Raw genomic sequence first — 21,895 nt, 5'->3', positions numbered from 1 at the left:
GTTTTCGGACGTCTTGGAATTTCAATCTGGCGGAGAAGCAGGGATTCGAACCCTGGGTGGAGTCACCCCCACAACGGTTTTCGAGACCGTCCCGTTCAACCGCTCCGGCACTTCTCCGCTCGGCGCATATTGATACCAGCAACGCCGACAATCTTCAAGAAAATTGAACGACGTTTGTCGTTTTCGAGATCATCGGGGTCTGCCGTTCCCAGGGCCCCCGGTTGAGGCGATCGTCGCCGCAACCCGGTCCCGCAGGGCTCTTTCCAACGCGTTTTTGACCTCATCGTTGAAGCAGGCGAAGATGACCTTCTGCAGGGAATGGGCTGTGCCGAGATAAGAACAGACCGTTGCGATCGCGATGGCGCAGGCCGCCGGGATGGGAAACCCGTACACCCCGCAGCTGATGGCCGGGAAGGCGATCGTCGCCAGACCCTTTTCCTCGGCAATCTTCAGGCTCTCACTGTAACAGGAGGCAAGCAAGATACTCTCCTGCGCTTTGCCTCCCCGCCAGATCGGCCCGACGGTATGGATGACGTACCTGGCCGGGAGATTATACCCCCCGGTGATCTTGGCCGATCCCGTCGCACAACCGCCGAGCCTCATGCACTCGGCAAGCAATTCCTTGCCGGCCACCCGATGGATGGCCCCATCGACACCGCCGCCTCCCGTCAGGGACGAATTGGCCGCATTGACGATGGCATCGACGGCAAGTGTCGTGATATCGACCTTCTGGATAACGATACAATCTTCAGCTTTCATACGCATCCACCTGTTGTTGCGGCAGTTTTTTTGACTCTTCAATCACAAGGCGACAGGACAATCATTGTGCACATGAGAGAAGCAGCCCCGGAAGTTTCAACACGTCGTTCAATGAGAGGTGCTTGTGACCTCGAGTTAACAGCGTTTATCCAAGATCAGCTCGGCCAGGCCCCGCTTCGGCACGTAGTGAACCCCCGCATCATCGCGATAATATCGGATCGAGCCGCCTTCCTGGACATCGACGATACGCACATCCTCCACGGGTTTGCCGAGCGCCAGAACCAGGCTGACATCCATTTCCGGTTGCAGAGAAAAGTGGGCGCGCAGTTTTTCCCGGTTCAGCGCCCCGATCATGCAACCGCCCAACCCCTTTTCCGCCGCACCCAGCAGCATGGTCTGGGCCATGATGCCCAGGTCGAATTTGGCGAACTCCCACTCCTTGGCCGTATTGATCATGACGATATAGGCCGACGGCCGCTCCGCCGGCGCCGGACCGTCCCAATCGGTAAGATAGGCCGCCCATTTCAGACAGGCAAAAATCGCCTCATTGTCGGCGGCAGCGGTGCTCAGAATGAACCGCAGGGGCTGTCTGTTGGCCGCCGAAGGGCACAGCCTGGCAAGCCCCACCAGTTCTTCGAGGGTGTTGATCGAAACCGGGGCGTGGTGATCAAATCGGCGATAACTTCGACTTGCCTGTACGAGATCCTTCAGCATGTATGCCTCCTCTTTACCGCCAGGCATCTGAAAGCCGTGAACATCTGGGAGAGCCGGCTGCCTCCCCGGCGCGTGAGCAGATCGGCGATGGTTGCATGAGGGCCAAGTCAAATCGTCTTAAACCCCTGTAAACTGGCGCGCCCGGCAGGATTCGAACCTGCGGCCTACGGATTAGCAATGTGTTTTTTTCTGCTTTCCCGCATCTTCACTGAAAACCACCATTTACTGACTTTCAGGTGGTTATCGGATACCACTCATGACAGAGTTTCACGCTCTATCCCGAAAATAATTGTACAGGAGTTGTACAGATTTCGACCTACGGATTCGATAAAATGAACGAGCTGATGGTATGCCGGAATGGAAAAAATCGCAATACAAAGGGATACGATACCGCGAGAGCACCACAGAGTTTATCGGCGCAGGTCGGTCGAAAAGAGAAATGGCCCCAAAAAGTTGAACAAGCCGTTACGTGGAAGATTTGCTGATTGTTGTTCAAACAAAGGAACCACCTCTGTTTTCCTGCTTGCCTGCTTCCATGAGCAGATTTATAACTCCAGTTTCAGTTTTTGTCGGCATCAGCATCACACCTCAACTTCCAGTTCCTGATTGACAACCATGGTTGCCGCCTTGCAACGCTATACCGGATGGTTCATCCTCGCCACCTTGCTGCTTTTTCTCATCAGCAGCATCAACCCGTCTCTTTTTATCGCGGTTGCCATAATGGCCTGGCTGGTAGTGATCGTGGAATGGAACAGACTTCCTGCAGCCTCACGCAACCAGGGATATTTCCTTCTTATCGTCGGCATCTCTGCTTTAGTATTCTCAGCCTGGCATGGAGTATTCTTGGGCTGGGGAAAAATTTTGACGCAAAATCTGCAGTTACTGCCGATGTTTATCGCTGTATCCTTTTTGGCCTTAACCAACCCCGCGGTCGAGGATGACAGCCTGCCAAAGGGAAAACAGGCCATGGTAACCACCGCGGTCGGCACCAATCTGCTGGGTGCGGTCATCAACCTCTCGATTCTGTTTGTTTTTGGAGATCGTCTGCAGCGCAACAACACGCTGACCATTGCACAGACGATTGTGCTCGCCCGCTCATTCTGTGCCGCAGCCTGGTGGTCGCCGTTTTTTATCGCCGCCGGCGTTGCCCTGACCTACGCCCCGGATATGCAATATTACCGCACGCTCTTGCCAGGTCTCGTCATGTGCGGCATTGCAATCTGCTATTCGATTGGCGAGATCGTGTTTATACGCAGGAGCGAATTCACCGGTTATCCGGTGCGCAAGGAAAGCCTGGCTGTACCGCTTCTGCTCGCAGTGGCGGTAATCATCGGCCACCATTTTTTTCCCGAGGTCAGCATGATCCTGCTGATCTGCCTGATTTCGCCCCCGGCCGCGATTCTACTGATGCGCAACAGGCCGCGGCTGGCGAATCTCCACGATTTTATCTCCAATCGGATCATCTCCACGATCAGCCAGTTTGTCCTCTTTCTCGCCGCCGGAGTCTTCTCGGTTGGTATCACCTCGGTCATCCATGTTTATCCGGAAATTTTCAATTTCGCCGGGCAAACATTCAGCCACTGGCTGTTTGCGCTGGTCTCGGCAGTGCTCATCGGCCTGGGTCTGATTGGCGTGCACCCGCTGGTCGGTATTTCCATCGTCAGCCCTCTGTTGTTGCCCCTGCACCCCGATCATTCCCGGCTCGGGTTCCTGTTTCTCACAAGCTGGGCAATCTCAACCGGCAGCAGTCCACTATCCGGGGTCGGCCTGGTTTTGACCGGCCGGTACCATGTATCGCCGCGGTCGATACTGTTGAACAACGTTCACTATGTTGTCGCCATGTGGCTTATTGCCAATCTGGTCAACATTCTTTACTTCGGTTGAACGGCGGGCCAAATCGCACTGGTTCGACAAATCTCAATCAATATCTACTCTTTAAGGGATACCGAGGATAGATCAAAAAAGAATATAACGCGAGAAACGGCTGGCTGCTCGATGCGCAAGTTATCTTTACAGCCACTGCTGTTGGACATATTCAACCTCGCCGATGCTTCCGCTGGATTTGCTCCCTTCTCAATAGCGTGTATCAGTTCAGGCATCCCCTGCTTCATTAACTTCTTGGCGAATTCCACCGATTTTCTCAACACCCTCAGCGCCTTGCATTTCTGGTGGCGGGATTCACTCGGACAGGACAGGCCGGGTAGGACCAGAACTGTGCGTGTTAGACCTATGTGTTCGTATTTATGGATGTAATTCCTGGAAAGCGGTGATGCCGAAGCACAGATTCATTTCGTGACAGGAGTGCTGCCTACAAGGCACTATCGCTCCGGGAAAAGTGGGAAAAAGTTGTACAGGGGTTGTACAAATCGACCTGAAAATGAAAAAGCGGTTACGCCGCATCGACGTAACTCCTTATATTTATTGGCGCGCCCGGCAGGATTCGAACCTGCGACCTACGGATTAGAAGTCCGTTGCTCTATCCAGCTGAGCTACGGGCGCAATGGAGTACAAATTTGAATTGCCGGCGCACGTGCCGCCGACAAAAAAGGAAGAATGATCGTCCCTACAGGATCACGGACGACATATTAACCAAACACCCCCAAAAATCAACACGATTCTGTTATTCGACCTCCGCCACCCTCTTCCAGATCGGCCCGTTGACCGTGTCGATGACAATGACCCCCTTCTCCGCCAGTTCGGCCCTGGCGGCGTCCGCCGCCTGCCAGTCCTTGTCGGCGCGAGCCTGCTCGCGCTTCTGGATCAGGGCGTTGACCTCAGGTACCAGCTGGCAGCCTTTGAGGCGGAAGATCTGCAGCACCTGGTTGAGCCGGTCAAGGCTGTCGAGGATGTAATTTTTCTGGTCGAGATCGAGATTGTTGACCTGAAGGGCGGGATGGGCCCTGGCGATGAAGTTGTAGATCGCCCCCATCGCCTTGGAGACGTTGAGGTCATCATCCATCGCCTCGAAAAACTGCTCCTCCATCGCCGAGACGAAGGCGGTGATCTCCGGGTGCGGCTTTCCCGCCGGCAGGCAGAGAAGTCTGCAGGTGAACTCATCGAGGCGGCGCAGGGCCGTACGGACATTCTCCAGGCGCTTATACGAAAAATTGATAGGTTTGCGGTAATGCACCGACAGCAGCATGAAGCGCACCTCGCGGGCGGTGAATCCGCGATCGAGGAGGTCGCGCAGGGTGACGGCATTGCCGGCGTCGTTCGACATCATCTTGCCGTCGACCAGCACGAGCTCGGAATGGAGCCAGAAACGGGCCAGGGGTTTGCCGGTCAGGGCCTCGGCAATGGCGATCTCGTTCTCATGATGGGGAAAGATCAGGTTGCGGCTGGCGGTATGGATATCGAGGGTTTCGCCAAGATGACACGTCGCCATGGCCGGGCATTCGACGTGCCAGCTGGGGCGGGTGTTGCCCCAGTCGGTCTCGAAAAAGATCCCTTTTTTCAGCTCGGCCAGGGTCGATCGCTTCATCAGGGTGAAATCGCGGGGATTGTCTTTTTCATAGTTATCGAGGTCGACGGTCTTGCCCAGTTGAATCTTGCTCAGATCGATCCCCGAAAGGCGACCGTAATTCTTGAATTTGGAGATGTCGAAATAGATCGACCCGTGTTTTTCATAGGCAAATCCCTTGTGGATGAGCTTGTGGGCGATCTCGATCATATCGGTCACGTGTTCCGAGGCCTTGGGATAGCCGGTCGCCCGCTTTACCCCCAGCGCATCGATATCACGCATGAAATCTTCGATATACCCTTGCGTGAACTCCACCAGCGGCTGGCCCGCGGCCTCGGCCCCGGCGATCGTGTTGTCGTCGAGATCGGTGAAATTCATATACGACTCCACCGTCAGGCCCTTGGCCTCGAGATAGCGGGTGATCAGGTCGGAGACGACAAAACGCCGGCAGAGCAGGAGGTTAGCCGGTTCGTAGGCCGTCGGGCCGCAGGAATAGAAGGTGACATGTCTTTCCTTCTGCGGGACGAACACCTCCTTTTTCTTTGTCAGGGTATTGAAAAACTTGAGCTGGGATTTTTTCTCCTCGACTTTTTTCGGGGGCGTAAACAGCGGCGTGCTGAGGTAGCGCTCGCCGCCATCGGGAAAAATGGCGACCACCATCCCGGCAGCCAGCCCCCTGGCCAGTTCGATCGCCGCCGACATCGCCGCGCCGCTGCTCATCCCCACCAGGATCCCCTCCTGACGGGCGAGACTGCGGGCCATGCGGAAGGCATCGTCATCGTTGATGTGAACGATGCGGCTCGGCACGCTCTTGTCGAAGATCCCGGGCTTGTAGGATTCCTTCATGTTCTTCAGCCCCTGGATCTTATGGCCGAGATACGGCTCCACCGCCACGATCTCGACATGGGGCTGGAATTCCCGGAACCAGGCGCACAGCCCCATGACGGTCCCCGACGTGCCAAGGGTGGCGACGATATGGGTGACCTTGCCCTCGGTCTGGCGCCAGATCTCCGGGGCAGTGTTGTTGTAATGGGCCTTCCAGTTCGCGTCATTGTTGTACTGGTCGGTGAGAAAATAGCGGTCCGGGAACTCCCTGACCAGGGCATAGGACTTCTCGATCGCGCCGTCGGTGGCGCGCTTGGCCGGGGTCAGCAGGATCTCGGCGCCGTAGGCCTGCATGATCTTGCGCCGTTCGATCGAGGCCGATTCCGGCATGACCAGGACGCACCGGTATCCCTTGGCGGCACAGACCATGGCCAGGCCGATCCCGGTATTGCCGCTGGTCGCCTCGAGCACGATCTTGTCCTTGGTCAGCTCGCCGCTCGCCTCGCCCGCCTCGATCATCGACAGGGCGATTCTCTCCTTGATCGAGCCCCCGGGGTTGCTCGACTCGATTTTGCCGTAAATGGAGACGGTATCACTGCCAAAGAGACGGTTGATGCGGACGATAGGCGTATCGCCGATTGCTTCGAGAATAGTAGAGTAAGGCATTTTCCAACCATGAAAAAAACGATAAGTGCCGAAAGACGGGGTCTTGCGGCCGGATGCATCCGCCCTGAACTGCCGGACTGTGCCAACGAAGATACCGCTTTCCGGTCAGCGGTCAAGTCAATTCTGCAGCGGCCCGGCGAACCTATTTCCGGCGACAGGCCCGGACCAGATACCAGAATTTGAACAGCGCCTCCCGACATTGCTCATCGTCGATGAACGAGATCCGGCCCCTGAACGCCGTGACCTCCGCCGCCGGCGGCGGCACGAACCGCACCGGGGCGTCCGGCTGCTCTTTGACCGCATGTTTCCCCTCGGGAAGGACATACTTGATATCGTCGATCCGCGATCTGGTCAGAGTCGTATTGATCGCTTCCAGCAGCTGGTATTTCTGAAAGCGCAGCTGCTGCAACCAGGCCGAATTCTCCACCTCCAGCCACAGAACCCCGCGCCTGATCTTCAGCGGTCGGCAGTGTTCCGCCGTTTCCGGATCGACGATCGCCGACCAGTTGCCGAACATGGAATGGAGATCGAGCTGGATCTCCCATCCGTTCTGGCGGACCAGGCGGGGCAGTATGTCGGCAACGGCCGGCTGGCTCTTTTTTTTGATTGACGGCATCGCTCCTCCATATCGCCGGTATCTCTTCTCTTTCATTTACCGGCAAAACCGGAGATTGGCAACCCTGAGCGGCGCCCAGCAACGACAAAGGCCCGCATATCATCACGACATGCGGGCCAGATGCTTCAGACCAGAACGGGGTCAGAGAATATCAGTACACCGAGAGATATTCCCGGATCTCCCAATCCGTGACGGCTATCCTGTAACTGTCCCACTCCTTCTCTTTGGCGGCAACATATTTTTCGTAGATATGGTCGCCAAGAGTCGGCCTCGAGATCGGATTGGCCTTCAACTCATCGATGGCCTCTTTCAGACTGCCCGGCATGACGGAGATATTCGCCTCCACCATCTCGGCGGCGGTCATCTTGAAGATATCCTTCTTGACCTCGGGCGGCGGGGTGAGATTGTTTTTGACGCCATCGAGCCCGGAGTTCAGCATCATCGCAAAGGCGAGATAGGGGTTGCAGGTCGGGTCCGGGCAGCGGATCTCGGTCCGGGTCGAAAGACCGCGGGAGGCCGGGATGCGGATCAGGGCCGAGCGGTTGGAGGCCGACCAGGCGGCGTACACCGGGGCCTCATAGCCGGGGACCAGCCGCTTGTAGGAGTTGACCAGCGGATTGGTGACAGCGGCAAAACCGCGCGCTCCCTTCAGTGCCCCAGCGATGTAGGCGTACGCCACCTTGGACAGCTGCAGCGGATCACTCTCGTCGAAGAAGGCGTTGGTGCCGTCGAGATTGAAGAGCGACTGGTTGGTGTGCATCCCCGAGCCGTTGATGCCGAAAATCGGCTTCGGCATGAAGGTGGCGTGGAGTTTGTACTTCTGGGCGATCGACTTGACGACCCACTTGAAGGTCACGGTGTTGTCGGCGGCGGTCAGGGCATCGGCATATTTGAAGTTGATCTCGTGCTGCCCCTCGGAGACCTCATGGTGCGAGGCCTCGATCTCGAAACCCATCTGCTCGAGGGTCTCGATGATCTCGCGGCGGCAGTCGTTGGCCTTATCCTCCGGGTCGAGGGAAAAATAGCCGGCGACATCGTTGGTCACCGTCGTCGGCAAGCCCTTCTCATCCTGCTCGAAGAGGAAGAATTCGGCCTCGGTGCCGACATTCATGGTGTACCCGAGTTCTTTGGCCTCGGCCAGCACCCGCTTGAGGTTGACCCGGGGGCAGCCTTCGAACGGGGTATTGTCATGCTTGTAGACATCGCAGATGATGCGGGCGGCGGCGACGCCGTTCCGGCTGCGCCAGGGCATCACGGCGAAGGTGTTGTAATCGGGCTTGAGATACATGTCCGACTCGTTGATGCGGACAAAGCCGTCGATCGACGAGCCGTCGAACATGATATTGCCGTCAAGGGCCTTGCCGATCTGGCTCTTGGGCAGGGCGACATTCTTCATGAAGCCGAAGATGTCGACGAACTGGAGGCGAAAAAAATGAATATTCTCGTCCTCGATGATTTCCAGTATCTCGTCTCTGGTCATTGTGTGCGTCTCCTTATCTTGATTTGAACTGCCGACATCAATCGCAACAGACTGCGTTCGCTTGATGCCAAATTAACATTTATTACCTTTTTTGCAACAAACAAATAATTTTTTATTACATGATTGTCATTTTTTGACCCAGGAACATCTCCCACACAGGCCGCAAGCTCCCGTCTACGCTTCCTTCAGCCCCAGGGTGTAGAGCAGGCCGTGCACAACCTCGCGCTGGATTCCGGCATCGATGATCTTCCGCCCCTTCGCGTCGAGGACATAAAAGACGTCAATCAACCGTTCGACTTCCGTGGCGATATACGCCCGGCGGATATTCATGCCGAAATCGGCAAGGGTCTGGGTGATCCGGTACAGCATGCCGGGAAGATCAGCCGAATGGATTTCGATCACCGAATAGACATCGGAACTGTCGTTGTCGATGATGACTCGCGGCGAGATCCTGCCGCTGCGGTCATACCGCCGCCCGTTCCCGGATGCCAGCTTTTTCAGCAACCGATGGCCGAGGTCGAAGCGATGGGTGATCGCCGCATCGAGATCGGCGTTCATGACCCGCCAGTCTTTCTCGGCAAAACGAAGGCCGTCGACAGGACGGACATCGAGGACATCGACGACCGTGCCGTCATCCCAGGTAAAGATCTGGGCCTTGACAACCGCGAGATTGTTGAGGGTCACGACCCCGCAGATCTTCGCCAGCAACCCCGGCCGGTCGCTCGACAGCACCAGGATTTCCCAGAGATCGCCATGATCCTGGGCGAGGACCAGCGACTTCTGCCGCAGCAGGCGGTAATTGTCGCGGTGAAGGCGGACATGATCGACGACCTTCTCCGGCGCGAAACTAAGGATGTAATCCGACGACAGGCTGGCAAGATCGATCAGGGGGCGGGCCTCACCGGCCAGCAGATCGTCGACCTGGTCGCGCAGCCAATCCGCCCCCTGCTCCTCATGGCGGACGATCTCCACCAGATCCGTGGTCTGCCCGGCGGAGAAATCGAGATACGGAAAGACCCGCAGAAACATCTCCTGCATCAGCGTGGCCTTCCAGTCACTCCAAGCCGACGGTCCGGTGGCGCGGGAATCGGCGATCGACAGGAGATACAGCATCGCCAGACGCTCCATGTCGCCGATCGTCTCGGCACAACGTTGAATGAAGGCGGCATCGTTGAGATCCCGGCGCAGGGCGTTTTCCGGGATGAAGAGATGATAGCGCACCAGAAAACTCAGCAGATCGCATTCGGCCGACGACAACCCCAGCCTCCGGCCGACGGCGAGAGCGATTCCGGCCCCCTCCTCGCTGTGATCCCGCCCGGCCCCTTTGCCGATATCGTGCAGCAGGGCCGCCAGGCACAGAATCTGGGGCGAAGCGATCTGCCGATAAACGGTCTCCTGCTCCGCGGCGACGAGCCGCAGCTCGACAACCGTCTGCAGCGAGTGCCGATCGACGGTGTAGATATGGTAGACATCATGCTGGGCCAAGGTCACTATTCGTGAAAATTCGGGAATATAGGTCTGAAGCATGGCGGTCTCGAGCATCGTCTCGAGCACCGGAAAGATGTTCTCCGCCTCGACCAGCAGCGCCATGAAGGCCTTCGACATCCTTGGCGACATCCGGATCTTGTCGGTGATCAGGGCCAGGTTGGCCATCACGACCTTCTGGGTCCGATGGTGGAGCGGCAGGCCGGCCCGGGCCGCCGCCAGGAACAGGCGCATCAGCACGTGCGGCCGTGCCTCCAGCTGCTGCTGGGGCAGGACCAGGTGGATGGAGCCGAGCCGGATTTCGATCCCCTTCTCAATCTCTTTGTCAGGGGCGGACAGGGGCCCCTTGCCGGCAAGTCCCAGGACCTCGTCGACATGATCGAAGAAGAGATCGGTCGTCACCGCCACGACCCGCAGCTGCCGATAGACATCGCGCATGAAATTCTCTACCGCCAGCACCGCATCGTTGCCCGTATAGCCGAAGGCCTCCGCCATCTCGACCTGCTGCTCGAGATAGAGCTGGTCGTTCTTGCGCCGGCTGACGTAATGGAGGCGGTTGCGCAGGCGGATCAGCATGTCCCAGGAGGCGGTGAACTCCTTCTGTTCCTCAGGCGACAGCAGACCGGCGTCGAAGATGTCCTCGATATCGGAAAGCCCGAAGACGACCTTCGCCGTCCACACCATCGCCTGGACGTCCCGCAACCCGCCCTTGCCCTCCTTGATATGGGGCTCGAGGAGATAACTGTGATGACCGTAGCGCTGTCTGCGGCGGCGGCGATGCTCCTTCATCTTCTCGACAAAGACATCCCGCCGGCCTTCGATATACTCGTCCCGGAACCGCAACAGCAGGTTGCCGAAGAGCCCCGCCGAACCGGCGATCAACCTGGCGTCGAGCATCGACACCAGGAAGAAGTAGTCTTCGCCGGCCTGCTGCAGCGATTCCTCGACGGTCCGCACCCCATGCCCGACCTCCATGCCGCTGTCCCACAGGGGGTAGAGGACGGCGTCGGCAATCGCCCTGACCCCGTCACGAAAATCAGGACGGTACAACAGCATCAGGTCGATATCGGAGTACGGGAACAACTCGCGCCGACCGTAGCCGCCGAGGGCCACGAGAGCGACGGTTTCGGGGGGCAGGTTCCTGGCGGCGCCGGCAAAGCAACCAACAATAAACTCGTCCACCAGCCGGCTATGGTGCAGAAGCAGGGACCTGCCGCTCAGCCCCTGCTCCCAGAGCTTCTCGAGGGCCTCGCGCTCGGTGCGAAGATGAACGGCCATCTACCGATCAGACCGCGTCACGGTTTTCTTCGCCCGTCCTGACCCTGATGACCCGCTCGACCGGCAGCACGAAGATCTTGCCGTCGCCGATCTTGTCGGTATTGGCCGCCGCCCGGATCTTGTTGACGACGAGGTCGACCTGATCCGCCGGCAGCACGATCTCGATCTTGATCTTCGGGATAAAGTCGACGACATACTCGGCCCCGCGGTAGATCTCCGTGTGCCCTTTCTGCCGGCCGTACCCTTTGACTTCGGAGATCGTCATCCCCTTGAGGCCCATCTCGTTGAGGGCATCTTTGACATCGTCCAGCTTGAACGGCTTAATGATCGCTTCAATCTTTTTCATAATCGTCCTCTCTGAAGGACTCTCCCCTGCATGGAGTCGAACAGGGGAGAGGAAAATTGCTGCTCCAAGGCAGGTCCCGGCGCATCAGATGCTGTAGCCTACCTCACTATGTTCGACGACATCGAGACCCTGCTGTTCACCTTCACTATCTACACGAAGACCAACTATCGCGTCTATCACTTTCAGGATGACAAAGGTCACGACCACCGAGTAGACGATTGCCGCCCCGGCGCCGATGGCCTGCACCGTCAGCTGATGGGGATTGCCGTACAGCAGGCCCTTGGCGCCGACCGAGGCGAAGACCCCGGTGGCCAGCGCCCCCCACAGCCCGCCGAGGCCGTGGACGGCGACGACATCGAGGGCATCGTCATAGCCGATCCTGGTCTTCAGGATAATCCCGAGATAACAGAGGACTCCGGCAACCCCGCCGATCACCACCGCCCAGACGGGGGTCACGAAACCACAGCCGGGGGTGATGGCGACCAGACCGGCAACGGCGCCGGAGGCCGCGCCGAGGGTCGTCGGCCGGCCCTGGATCTTCCACTCGGCCAGGACCCAGCCCAGGGCCCCGACGCCGGCCGCCAGCTGGGTCGTCATCAGCGCCAGGGCGGCAATCGGCCCAGCCGTCAGGGCGCTGCCGGCATTGAATCCGAACCAGCCGATCCAGAGAATGGCGGCGCCGAGCACGGTCATCGGCAGGTTGTTGGGATGGATCGCATCCCGGCCATATCCCCGGCGCCGGCCGATGACGATCGCGCACACCAGGGCCGCAGCCCCCGAATTGATGTGGATAACCGTCCCGCCGGCGAAGTCGAGGGCGCCCAGATCCGCCAGCCAGCCGCCGCCCCAGACCCAGTGACAGACCGGGAAGTAGACCAGGCTGACCCAGGCGGCGACGAAGAGCAGGTAGGCCGGGAATTTCATCCGCTCGGCGAAGGCGCCGGTGATCAGGGCCGGGGTGATGATCGCGAACATCAGCTGAAAGGCGCAAAACAGGATGTCGGGAATCGTTCTGCCGGCCCCCGTCTCCCAGCTGACATTGTTCAGAAACACGAAATCAAGGTTGCCGATGACATTGCCGACATCGGGCCCGAACGCCAGGGAATAGCCGTAGACCACCCAGATAAGCGACACGATTCCCAGACAGAGGAAACTCTGCATGATCGTTGCCAACACGTTTTTGCTGCGGACAAGACCACCGTAGAACAAGGCCAGGCCGGGGGTCATAAACATGACCAGGGCCGTGGCGATAAGCATGAAAGCGGTATCTCCGGTATTCAGTTCCATACACTTCTCCTCTGTGCTGTTTTCCATTCTTATTAAAGATCCCGTTGTCGCGGGAACGGCACGATTGAACTTTCTTTCAATCGGCTGGTATCTTTAATACAAGAAGTGTGCCTGAAGAGAATTTATAACCCAATATACTTTTTTTACTGGTTTTTTATATCGTTTGCGGGATTATCCGGCCTGCCCATTTATACTTTTTTGTAATATTATTATATATTGTTTTACAATATTGTATTTTTTATATTTTAGCTCCACCGTTAGCCACCGCTTTCCACTGTCGATCGGGGCCGATCTCGCCGGGGAACCAGCGGGCGCAACGCGGCCCGGAAACCGTCTTCAGAAATTCAGGACATGGCGGCAACGGAAACGACAAGAGCGACCAGGGGCGATGCGCTCCACCTTGTGGATTGCACCGTGATCAATGGGAACGGAGAGGTAGGGCTCCACTTCACCGGGCGGCAACCGGAGGCGACTGTTCGGTCGCGCCGCGGCGGGGTCGATGCCGGTCCCTGGTCAGGCATGGAGCCGATGACCAGGGACCGGCTTGCCATCATTGCTGGCGGCCGTAAACATCCTCGTAGCGGACGATGTCGTCCTCGCCGAGATAGCTGCCGATCTGGACCTCGATCAGATCGAGGGCGATGACCCCGGGATTCTCCAGCCGATGGACCGTGCCGGCGGGGATGTAGGTCGACTGGTTCTCGTGCAGGAGGATGACCGAATCGCCGTTGGTCACCCGGGCCGTGCCCGATACCACCACCCAGTGCTCGTAGCGATGATGGTGCATCTGCAGCGACAGCTTGGCCCCGGGGTTGACCGTGATCCGTTTCATCTGGTAGCGGGGCTGCTCCTCGAGCACGGTGTAGCAGCCCCAGGGCCGATAGACCGTGGAATGGCTGAAAAACTCCTTGCGCCTGGTCCGCTTCAGATGCTCGACGACCTGCTTGACGTCCTGCGCCCGCGACAGCGGCGCCACCAGCAGGGCGTCGGCGGTCTCGACAATCAGCGTATTCTCGAGGCCGACCGCGGCAACCAGCATGTCCTCGGAGCGGATCAGGCAATCGCGCGTGTCCTGGAGATAGACGTCGCCCTGGCAGACATTGCCGGCATCATCCTTGTCCAGCACCTGCCACAGGGCCTGCCAGGAGCCGATATCACTCCAGCCGAGGTCGGCCGCCACCACCGCCGCCTTCGCGGTCTTCTCCATCAAGGCGTAGTCGATGGAATCACTGGGGCAGCGCTCCATCTGCTGGCGGTCGAGGCGGAAAAAGCAGCCGTCGCGCTCTCCCTCGGCCACGGCCTTCGCCATGGTCGCCAGAATCGCCGGGGCATGCTCTTCCATCTCGGCCCGGAAGGATTCGGCGGTGAAGGCGAACATCCCGCTGTTCCAGAAAAACCGGCCGCTCTCGAGATACTGTTCGGCGGTCGACCGGTCCGGTTTCTCCTTGAAGGTCACGACCTCCCCCTGCTCTCCCCGCTCGATGTAGCCATAGCCGGTCTCCGGGTACTGCGGGGTGATGCCGAAGGTGACGATCGCGCCGCGGCCCGCCAGTTCCGCCGCCTCGGCCACGACTTCCTGGAACCGGGGCTGATTCCTGACGATGTGGTCGGCCGGCAGGACCAGCAGGACTGTCCCGGCGGCATTGTGGCGGCCACTGTATTCGGCGGCGGCACAGACGGCCGGGGCGGTGTTGCGGCCGAGCGGTTCGAGGAGGATGGTGTACTCGTCAAAGCATTGCAGTTCGTCGACCTGGGTCCGGGTGATGAAGCGGTGCTCCTCGCCGACGACGATGAGCGGCGGCAGTACCGCCGGCAGCCGGGCGGCCCGCAGCAGGGTCGTCTGCAGCAGCGAGGTCTGGTCGATGAGTTGCAGCAGCTGTTTGGGGTAGAGTTCGCGGGACAGGGGCCATAATCTCGACCCGGTGCCGCCTGCCAGTATGACCGGCTGGATGGATGTCATGTTCAAACCTTTGCTAAGATATATGAGAATTCTTCTGTCATTTCGAAGCGCCAGCGAGCAATCGCATCGTTCCCGGCAGGGCGAAGGGCGAAACGCCCGCCCCCGCTGTCATTTCGAAGCGAAGCGAGAAATCTTGTCGTTTCCGGTAGGGAATCATTCCAAGGCCTGTTTAAGATCTCTCCCTCTGGTCGAGATGACAGCGGGGGCAGGTCGAGGCGACTGGGAGAAATCGCATCGTTCCCGGCAGGGCGAAGGGCATGATTCCGCCCCCGCTGTCATATCGAGCTTTTTCCCCTGTCATTTCGAAGCGAAGCGAGAAATCTTGTCCTTTCCTGCCGGTGGAGTACTCCCATTTTCAATGAATCAGCCCCCGCAGCTCGGCCAGGACCCGGGCCAGCAGGGCCGCATCGCCCCTGGTCTCGACGTTGAGGCGGAGCAGCGGCTCGGTGTTCGACTTGCGGATATTGAAGCGGAAATCGGCGAAGGCGATGCTGAGCCCGTCGGTCCGATCGATGGTCCCGTGGCCATACCGCTGCTCCACCGTCGAAATGACCGCATCGGGGTCGCCAACCCGGAAGTTGATCTCGCCGGACACCGGGTAGGCCCGCATCCGCTCGGCCACCAGGCTCGACAGGGTGGCCCGGCGGCGGCTGAGCAGGGAGCAGATCAGCAGCCACGGGATCATCCCCGAGTCACAGTAGCCGAAATCGCGGAAGTAGTGATGGGCCGACATCTCGCCGCCGTAGATCGCGTCCTCGCGGCGCATCCGCTCCTTGATGAAGGCGTGGCCGGTCCGGGTCATGACCGGCACCCCGCCGGCGGCGCGCACCAGCTCCTCGGTGTTCCAGGTCAGGCGGGGGTCGTAGAGGATCTTCGCCCCCGCCTCCCGCTCCAGCATCTCCAGGGCGAGGAGGCCGACAATATAGTAGCCCTCGATAAAGGTGCCGTGCTCATCCCAGAAGAAACAGCGGTCGAAGTCGCCGTCCCAGGCGATGCCGAGAGCGGCGCCCGATTCCAGCACCAGCCGCGCCGTCTCGGCTCGGCATTCGGGCAGCAGGGGGTTGGGGACGCCGTGGGGGAAGGTGCCGTCGGGATCATGATGGAGCCGGACGAAGTCGAACGGCAGCTGCGGCGCCAGCAGGTCGATGATCGCCCCGGCGCAGCCGTTGCCGCTGTTGACGACGATCTTCAGCGGCTGCAGGCCGGCGGAATCGATGGTGCCGAGCAGGTGGCGGACGTATTCAGCCTGCAGCGACCGCTCTCCATACCGCCCCTTGGAGTCCGTCGGCGGCGGCAGGATTCCCCGGCTGATCTTTTCGGCCATCTGCCGCAGGCCGGACTCACCGGTCACCGGCCGCGCCCCCCGGGTCACGAATTTCATGCCGTTGTAGTCGGCGGGATTATGGCTGGCGGTGACGATGATGCCGCCGTCGACGCCCTCGCCCTCGAGGCTGAAGGCGGCGTGGTAGATCTCCTCGGTGCCGCAGATTCCGAGGTCGAGGACATCGGTCCCCATATCGGTCAGGCCGGCGATCAGCGCCCGGGACAGTTCCTGGCCCGACAGGCGGATATCGCGGCCCACCGCGACCTTCTTGGCCTGGTGGACAGCGGCGAAGGCCCGACCGATGTCGTAGGCCAGCGGCGGATTCAACTCGGCGGGGACCCGGCCCCGGATATCGTAGGCCTTGAAGCACGGCGGCGGCGACCAGTCCATTTTTTTGCGTTTCCTTTTCGTCGGGGGTTCGGTATATTCACAGTCTTATTGGGCGATACTAAAAGACAATTTCGCCTGCAGCAAGGACTTTCCACCGTTTCAGCAACGAAGAGCATTATGAAAGGCATCATCCTCGCCGGCGGCTCCGGCACCCGGCTCTATCCCCTGACCAGGGTCATCAGCAAGCAGCTGATCCCGATCTACGACAAGCCGATGATCTACTACCCGCTGTCGGTGCTCATGCTCGCCGGCATCCGGGAGATCCTGATCATCTCGACCCCGCACGACCTGCCCAGCTTCCGCGAGCTGTTCGGTGACGGCTCGCAGCTCGGGCTGGCGATCAGCTACGCCGAGCAGCCGCGCCCGGAAGGACTGGCCCAGGCCTTCATCATCGGCAAGGAATTCATCGGCCGCGATCCGGTCTGCCTGATCCTCGGCGACAACATCTTCTTCGGCCCCGGCTTCACCAGGATCCTGAGGGAAAGCTCGCAACTGACCAGCGGCGGGCTGATTTTCGGCTACATGGTCAGCGACCCCGAACGCTACGGGGTGGTCGAGTTCGATGCCGCCAACCAGGTCATCGGCATCGAGGAGAAACCGCAGCGGCCGAAGTCAAAATATGCCGTCCCCGGCCTCTACTTCTACGACAACGAGGTCGTCGCCATCGCAGGGCAGGTCAGGCCGTCGGCCCGCGGCGAACTCGAGATCACCGATATCAACAACGAGTACCTGCGCCGCGGCACCCTGAAGGTCCAGCCGCTCGGCCGCGGCTTCTGCTGGCTCGACACCGGCACCCACGAATCGCTGCAGCAGGCGGCCAGCTACGTCCAGGCGGTGCAGGAACGGCAGGGGCTGAAGATCGCCTGCATCGAGGAGATCGCCTACCAGCTCGGCTACATCACCCTCGACCAGCTCCTCCACCTCGCGGACGATCTGATGAAGAACCAATACGGCCAGTATATCACCGATGTCGTGGCCGAGATGAAGAATGCACGTTAAGGAAAAAATGAAGATACTGATCATCGGCGCCCGCGGCCAGCTCGGCTCGGACTGCTGCAACATTCTGTCCGCCGACAACCAGACCCTGGGGTGCGATATCCCGCAGATCGACATCGGCGACCCGGCCAGCGTCGACCGCTACATCGACGAAGTCCGGCCGCAGGTCATCATCAACTGTGCCGCCTATACCGCCGTCGACGCCTGCGAGACCGAGCTCGACCTTTCGTGGAAGGTCAACGCCGAAGGGCCGAAGAATCTGGCGATCGCCGCCTGCCGGAGCAACTGCCGGCTGATCCACATCTCCACCGATTACGTCTTCGACGGCAGAAAACCGGCGCCGCAGTCCTACAGCGAGGACGACCCGCCCAACCCGCTGTCCCAGTACGGCCGGAGCAAACTGGCGGGCGAGGAGTACATCACCGCCCAGGGCGGCAACGCGATCATCCTCCGCACCGCCTGGCTCTATTCGGCCTACGGCAAAAATTTCCTCAAGACCATGCTGCGGCTGGCGCTCGCCGATCCCGAGCGGCCGCTGAAGGTCGTGAACGACCAGTACGGCTCGCTGACCTGGTCCTACACCCTGGCGCTGCAGATCCAGAAACTGCTGCACACGAAGATGACCGGGGTCATCCACGCCACCAGCGACGGCCACTCCACCTGGTACGACGCCGCCCGCTACTTCCTTCAGGCCATGGGGGCGCCGCACAACCTCGTGCCCTGCACGACGGCCGATTACCCGACCCTGGCCCACCGTCCGGCCAATTCGATCCTCGCCAACACCCGGCTGGATCTGGCCGGCATCTCCACATTCGGGACCTGGCAGCAGGATGTCGACACCTTTGTCGGCCAATTCCGGGAGGCCCTGATCGCCGAGGCGAGGGCGGCACTGCGACAGCAGTAAGACACGGCCGGCAGGCTCGTTCCCTGCCCCGGCCCGTAGCCGCTGTTGCCCGCTCAAGCTTCAGCCACAGCTACAATCGGACCAGTTCGACATCGCCGACCGCCCCCATCAACCCGCCGCAGATCACCACCACGCCGATGCTATCGGCAAAACTGCCGGCAACTTCCAACGCCTGCCGGATCCCGCCCTCGCCGCCACCGCCGCGCCCGACCTCGTTGCCCAGCCGGGTCGCGACCGCATCGGCCAGCGGCGTCGATGCGGCCAGGACGGTGACGGAGTCGGCATCGCCGAAACTGAGGGAATGGCCGACGGTTCCCGACGAGGTGCAGACGGCGATCGGCATCTGCCGGGCAGCGATCCGCAGGCCGATCCGGCCGCTCAACGGCGACCGGCCGGCAAAGATCGCGACGGTGCAGTCGCGCCGGCGGCGCAGAAAGATATCGCCGCCGTTTTCGACGATGATCTCCCGCACCCCGCACCCCAGCAGCCTACGGCCGACGTGTTCGGCGATGGCGCCGGCCACCGCCGCCATCGGCCCGACGCCTGCCGCCTCCCCGGCCGCCAGCATTTCACGGATCAGCGGCGGAGCCAGCGGATCGGGCGGCAGGGGAAAAAGCGAAGAAAAAAATGCCGGGCGCCGCGCCGCATAGCTCTCGATCGCCAGCCGGCACTGGAGGACGGTTTCCATGGCCTCCCGCTCGACAGGGCGATCGGCGAGGATATGGAGATCGGTTTCGGACACCCGGACGTAGGAGGCAACGAGATCCGCCGGCGCCTGCACCTGGCGATACGCCCGTTGCCGATAGCTGTGGGGATCTTTTGTCATCTTGACCTGCCGAGGAAGAGCCCCGGCCACCTCATACTCTATGGTTGCGGCGGGGGTGCGGTTGGACGGGAGGGGGCCGAAGGGGCGACGGCGGCCTTATCGGCCGGGGGTTCATCCCAGAAGGACGATCCTCGCGACTCGGCGCCGGTCGAACTTGACGCCGGGGGAGACGGGGGCGGAGGGACCGGCGCCGGCCGGGCGCCCTCCGGCGGGGGGTAGGTCGGCGGCGGCACCTTCGCCCCGGGGGCGATATAGTCCTTGACGGTATCGACCGAGATCGCCGGGACCTGCTGCATCAAGGCCTTGCGCGCCTCTTCGTTGCGGATCAGCTCCAGGGCCAGCCCGGTCGCCGCATTCAGCTCATCGCAGGTCTCGCAGTTGCGCAGCAGCTGGTTTTCCGGCGCCAGGACGGTGCCGAGGACCATGTGCATCAGCACCACCAGCAGGATCCCCTTGGCCAGTCCCAGGACACCGCCGAGCAGGCGGTCGAACCAGCCGGCCATCGACACCTTGATGACGTAGTTCAGCCCCTTGCCGGCCAGCACGGCGACGATATACGTCGCGGCAAACAGCAGGGCATAGGCGGCAAAGAAAACAACCTTGGGATTTCCGGAAAGATCTCGTAAAAAGGGAAAGAGTCTGTCATGATACTGACTGGCGACGATATAGCCGAAATACAGGGCGACAAGACCGATGATCTGCCTGAGAAAGCCCAGCCACAGCCCCCGCGCCACGAGGAGGAGGAGCAGGCCCAGGACCAGCAGATCGTACAATGTCAGATTGGCGCCGATTTCCATACATCACCTTGAATCAGGATAGTGCACATATGTGTGTTGAGACCGCGAATTTTCTTAGTAGTTAGCAAAAACCGTTGAAATAGCAAGTTGTTTTTAACCTTCTGCCGATGCCGAAATCTCCCGCCGCCACCCTGTCCCTGCTCGAAAAGACCCTGCCCGTTGTCTTCTCTCATCACCCGGCGGCCCTGTCCCTGGCGGCGGTCGTCAACCCCGATGCGTACCTGGCCCGACCTCCGGGATCGGGCCCTGTCGTCCTGGCCGATCCGGAACTGGCCGCCCTTGCCGCCTACACCCTGCCGAAGCGACGGGCCCAGTGGCTCACCGGCCGGATCTGCGCCAAGCAGGCGACCAGCGCATATCTCCGAAAGTTTCTGCCGCAGCTGCCGCTCCCCGATGCCCGGGATATCATGATCGCCAACCTGCCCAGCGGCCGCCCCGAGATCGCCGGCCCGTTCGCCGCGGTCAGCGGAATCGATCTGTCGATCTCGCACAGCGGCGGTTACGCCGCCGCCCTCGTCGCCGCTGCGGCCTGCGGCATCGATATCCAGGAGGACTCGCCGACGCTGGAGCGCATCTGCGCCCGCTTCTGCCAACCGCAGGAGGCGCAGATCCTGCAGCGCCATCTCCCCGATCTCCAGCCCATCCCCCGCCTCAACCTGCTGTGGACGGCCAAGGAAGCGGCCCGCAAGGCGGTCGGCAGGGAGCGGATGCCCGGCTTTCTCGAACTGGTCCTGCGCCGCTGCGAAGCGACCACCGGCGACTGCACCGTGCTCGTTCTCGGTCAGGACCCATCCGCCCCGCAATCGCCGCGGGATCTGCCGGTCCTGACGACCCGGTTCGAAGATCTCTGTCTCAGCGTCGTACTCACCCACGGAGGAAACGCCCATGCCTGAACTGCCGGAAGTCGAAGTTGTCTGCCAAGGTCTCCGTCCCCATCTCACCGGCCGGAAAATCGTCCAGATCCGCCACAGCGGCATGGACCTGCGCACCCGGATACCGATTGCCGAGATGTTCCGCCATATCCTGAGCCGCACGGTGGTCGATGTCGCCAGGAGGGCCAAGTACCTCATCATCACCGTCGACAACGGGGCCCGGCTGCTGATCCATCTCGGCATGACCGGCAGGCTCGGCTTCTTCCCGTTCGAGGTCCCCGCCGTCCGCCACGACCATCTCAGCCTGCTGCTCGACAACGACCTCGACCTGCGCCTCAACGACAGCCGGCGGTTCGGGGCCATTCACGTCTTCAGCGGCGAGGAGGCAGCGGCTCTTGACCAGACCTTCTTCAAAGCAACCGGACCCGAGCCGCTCGGCGAGGGCTTTTCGGCCCAGTACCTGATCGACAAAGCGGCGGGAAAGAAGCAGCCGATCAAGACCTTCCTGATGACCACGACAACCGTCGCCGGCATCGGCAATATCTACGCCAACGAGATCCTGTTCGCCGCCCGCATCCGCCCTGCCCGCAGTGTCGCCACGCTCAGCCCGGCGGCGTGGCGGCGGATCGTCCAGCACACCCGCCTGGTGCTGCAGCAGGCCATCGACTGCGGCGGCTCGACGATCAGCGATTTCCTCAACGCCGAGCGGAAAAGCGGCTATTTCCAGGTCCACTTCAAGGTCTACGACCGCCAGGGCGAACCCTGCCCGACCTGCGGACGCCCGATCGAGAAGGTCCAGATCGGCGGCCGCGCCAGTTATTTCTGTTCGAAATGCCAGAAGTGAGCTGCGAGGACAAGATTTCTCGCTTCGCTTCGAAATGACGGCGGGGGCGGCATCACGCCCTTTGCC

18 protein-coding genes and 2 tRNA genes are annotated in these 21,895 nt (G+C 60.6%); 5 read left to right on the top strand and 15 right to left on the bottom strand.

What is annotated here, in order from left to right:
* Nucleotides 1-27: 27 nt before the first annotated feature.
* From HNQ81_RS03660 to HNQ81_RS03650, 3 genes are all read right to left on the bottom strand, one after another.
* Nucleotides 28-117: transfer RNA gene (locus HNQ81_RS03660), tRNA-Ser, on the bottom strand.
* Between the two features lie 72 nt (nt 118-189).
* Complete coding sequence (locus HNQ81_RS03655; protein ID WP_183348409.1) at nt 190-759, bottom strand: O-acetyl-ADP-ribose deacetylase; 570 nt, start codon at nt 757-759, stop codon at nt 190-192.
* 135 nt (nt 760-894) lie between these two features.
* Nucleotides 895-1,473, bottom strand: coding sequence for a nitroreductase family protein (locus HNQ81_RS03650; RefSeq protein WP_183348407.1), 579 nt, complete (start codon nt 1,471-1,473; stop codon nt 895-897).
* A 615-nt stretch (nt 1,474-2,088) separates the two neighbouring features.
* Between HNQ81_RS03650 and HNQ81_RS03645 the strand changes: the two genes are divergently transcribed.
* On the top strand, nt 2,089-3,357 hold the full coding sequence (locus HNQ81_RS03645; RefSeq protein ID WP_240191657.1) for a hypothetical protein: 1,269 nt from the start codon (nt 2,089-2,091) through the stop codon (nt 3,355-3,357).
* 44 nt (nt 3,358-3,401) lie between these two features.
* Here HNQ81_RS03645 and HNQ81_RS03640 read toward each other — a convergent pair whose 3' ends face one another.
* From HNQ81_RS03640 to HNQ81_RS03595, 10 genes are all read right to left on the bottom strand, one after another.
* On the bottom strand, nt 3,402-3,605 hold the full coding sequence (locus HNQ81_RS03640) for a hypothetical protein (protein WP_183348405.1): 204 nt from the start codon (nt 3,603-3,605) through the stop codon (nt 3,402-3,404).
* Nucleotides 3,606-3,895: 290 nt separating this feature from the next.
* Nucleotides 3,896-3,972: transfer RNA gene (locus tag HNQ81_RS03635), tRNA-Arg, on the bottom strand.
* A gap of 121 nt (nt 3,973-4,093) precedes the next feature.
* A complete protein-coding gene (gene cysS / locus HNQ81_RS03630) occupies nt 4,094-6,424 on the bottom strand; it encodes a cysteine--tRNA ligase (RefSeq protein WP_183348403.1) in 2,331 nt (776 codons plus the stop codon).
* A 142-nt stretch (nt 6,425-6,566) separates the two neighbouring features.
* Nucleotides 6,567-7,040: a DciA family protein gene (locus HNQ81_RS03625; protein ID WP_183348401.1), complete on the bottom strand. Its 474-nt coding sequence runs from the start codon at nt 7,038-7,040 to the stop codon at nt 6,567-6,569.
* 151 nt (nt 7,041-7,191) lie between these two features.
* On the bottom strand, nt 7,192-8,520 hold the full coding sequence (gene glnA / locus HNQ81_RS03620) for a type I glutamate--ammonia ligase (protein WP_183348399.1): 1,329 nt from the start codon (nt 8,518-8,520) through the stop codon (nt 7,192-7,194).
* 174 nt (nt 8,521-8,694) lie between these two features.
* Nucleotides 8,695-11,283: a [protein-PII] uridylyltransferase gene (glnD, locus tag HNQ81_RS03615; RefSeq protein WP_183348398.1), complete on the bottom strand. Its 2,589-nt coding sequence runs from the start codon at nt 11,281-11,283 to the stop codon at nt 8,695-8,697.
* Between the two features lie 7 nt (nt 11,284-11,290).
* Nucleotides 11,291-11,629, bottom strand: a complete 339-nt coding sequence (locus tag HNQ81_RS03610) for a P-II family nitrogen regulator (protein WP_183348397.1) — start codon at nt 11,627-11,629, stop codon at nt 11,291-11,293.
* A gap of 84 nt (nt 11,630-11,713) precedes the next feature.
* Nucleotides 11,714-12,910, bottom strand: coding sequence for an ammonium transporter (locus HNQ81_RS03605; protein ID WP_183348658.1), 1,197 nt, complete (start codon nt 12,908-12,910; stop codon nt 11,714-11,716).
* A 556-nt stretch (nt 12,911-13,466) separates the two neighbouring features.
* Nucleotides 13,467-14,876, bottom strand: coding sequence for a mannose-1-phosphate guanylyltransferase/mannose-6-phosphate isomerase (locus tag HNQ81_RS03600; protein ID WP_183348396.1), 1,410 nt, complete (start codon nt 14,874-14,876; stop codon nt 13,467-13,469).
* A gap of 355 nt (nt 14,877-15,231) precedes the next feature.
* Nucleotides 15,232-16,590, bottom strand: a complete 1,359-nt coding sequence (locus HNQ81_RS03595) for a phosphohexomutase domain-containing protein (protein WP_183348395.1) — start codon at nt 16,588-16,590, stop codon at nt 15,232-15,234.
* Nucleotides 16,591-16,707: 117 nt separating this feature from the next.
* Between HNQ81_RS03595 and rfbA the strand changes: the two genes are divergently transcribed.
* Together rfbA and rfbD are read left to right on the top strand one after the other, a co-directional pair.
* On the top strand, nt 16,708-17,589 hold the full coding sequence (gene rfbA / locus HNQ81_RS03590; protein ID WP_183348394.1) for a glucose-1-phosphate thymidylyltransferase RfbA: 882 nt from the start codon (nt 16,708-16,710) through the stop codon (nt 17,587-17,589).
* Nucleotides 17,590-17,596: 7 nt separating this feature from the next.
* Nucleotides 17,597-18,490 (top strand): dTDP-4-dehydrorhamnose reductase, encoded by an 894-nt coding sequence (gene rfbD / locus HNQ81_RS03585; protein WP_183348393.1) that lies wholly within the window; start codon nt 17,597-17,599, stop codon nt 18,488-18,490.
* A 70-nt stretch (nt 18,491-18,560) separates the two neighbouring features.
* On the opposite strand, the gene HNQ81_RS03580 is transcribed toward rfbD, so the two are convergent.
* Nucleotides 18,561-19,316, bottom strand: coding sequence for a UPF0280 family protein (locus tag HNQ81_RS03580; RefSeq protein ID WP_183348390.1), 756 nt, complete (start codon nt 19,314-19,316; stop codon nt 18,561-18,563).
* A gap of 38 nt (nt 19,317-19,354) precedes the next feature.
* Nucleotides 19,355-20,113 carry a CvpA family protein gene (locus tag HNQ81_RS03575; protein ID WP_183348388.1) on the bottom strand — a complete coding sequence of 253 codons (759 nt, stop codon included), beginning with the start codon at nt 20,111-20,113 and terminating at the stop codon, nt 19,355-19,357.
* A gap of 107 nt (nt 20,114-20,220) precedes the next feature.
* On the opposite strand from HNQ81_RS03575, the gene HNQ81_RS03570 reads away from it, so the two are divergent.
* Nucleotides 20,221-21,006, top strand: coding sequence for a 4'-phosphopantetheinyl transferase family protein (locus HNQ81_RS03570; RefSeq protein WP_183348386.1), 786 nt, complete (start codon nt 20,221-20,223; stop codon nt 21,004-21,006).
* Nucleotides 20,999-21,829, top strand: a complete 831-nt coding sequence (gene mutM, locus HNQ81_RS03565) for a bifunctional DNA-formamidopyrimidine glycosylase/DNA-(apurinic or apyrimidinic site) lyase (protein ID WP_183348384.1) — start codon at nt 20,999-21,001, stop codon at nt 21,827-21,829. Before HNQ81_RS03570 ends, mutM begins: the two co-directional genes overlap by 8 nt.
* The last annotated feature ends 66 nt before the right edge of the window (nt 21,830-21,895 follow it).

The organism is Desulfoprunum benzoelyticum (assembly GCF_014201505.1).
GTDB classification, from domain to species: Bacteria; Desulfobacterota; Desulfobulbia; order Desulfobulbales; family Desulfocapsaceae; genus Desulfoprunum; species Desulfoprunum benzoelyticum.
This window is presented reverse-complemented; position numbering and strand designations above follow the sequence as displayed.

Coding starts and splice junctions, on each gene's coding strand:
- HNQ81_RS03655 (WP_183348409.1), bottom strand. CDS start 759: ATGAAAGCTGAAGATTGTATCGTTATCCAGAAGGTCGATATCACGACA.
- HNQ81_RS03650 (WP_183348407.1), bottom strand. CDS start 1,473: ATGCTGAAGGATCTCGTACAGGCAAGTCGAAGTTATCGCCGATTTGAT.
- HNQ81_RS03645 (WP_240191657.1), top strand. CDS start 2,089: ATGGTTGCCGCCTTGCAACGCTATACCGGATGGTTCATCCTCGCCACC.
- cysS (WP_183348403.1), bottom strand. CDS start 6,424: ATGCCTTACTCTACTATTCTCGAAGCAATCGGCGATACGCCTATCGTC.
- HNQ81_RS03625 (WP_183348401.1), bottom strand. CDS start 7,040: ATGCCGTCAATCAAAAAAAAGAGCCAGCCGGCCGTTGCCGACATACTG.
- glnA (WP_183348399.1), bottom strand. CDS start 8,520: ATGACCAGAGACGAGATACTGGAAATCATCGAGGACGAGAATATTCAT.
- glnD (WP_183348398.1), bottom strand. CDS start 11,283: ATGGCCGTTCATCTTCGCACCGAGCGCGAGGCCCTCGAGAAGCTCTGG.
- HNQ81_RS03610 (WP_183348397.1), bottom strand. CDS start 11,629: ATGAAAAAGATTGAAGCGATCATTAAGCCGTTCAAGCTGGACGATGTC.
- HNQ81_RS03600 (WP_183348396.1), bottom strand. CDS start 14,876: ATGACATCCATCCAGCCGGTCATACTGGCAGGCGGCACCGGGTCGAGA.
- HNQ81_RS03595 (WP_183348395.1), bottom strand. CDS start 16,590: ATGGACTGGTCGCCGCCGCCGTGCTTCAAGGCCTACGATATCCGGGGC.
- rfbA (WP_183348394.1), top strand. CDS start 16,708: ATGAAAGGCATCATCCTCGCCGGCGGCTCCGGCACCCGGCTCTATCCC.
- rfbD (WP_183348393.1), top strand. CDS start 17,597: ATGAAGATACTGATCATCGGCGCCCGCGGCCAGCTCGGCTCGGACTGC.
- HNQ81_RS03580 (WP_183348390.1), bottom strand. CDS start 19,316: ATGACAAAAGATCCCCACAGCTATCGGCAACGGGCGTATCGCCAGGTG.
- HNQ81_RS03575 (WP_183348388.1), bottom strand. CDS start 20,113: ATGGAAATCGGCGCCAATCTGACATTGTACGATCTGCTGGTCCTGGGC.
- HNQ81_RS03570 (WP_183348386.1), top strand. CDS start 20,221: ATGCCGAAATCTCCCGCCGCCACCCTGTCCCTGCTCGAAAAGACCCTG.
- mutM (WP_183348384.1), top strand. CDS start 20,999: ATGCCTGAACTGCCGGAAGTCGAAGTTGTCTGCCAAGGTCTCCGTCCC.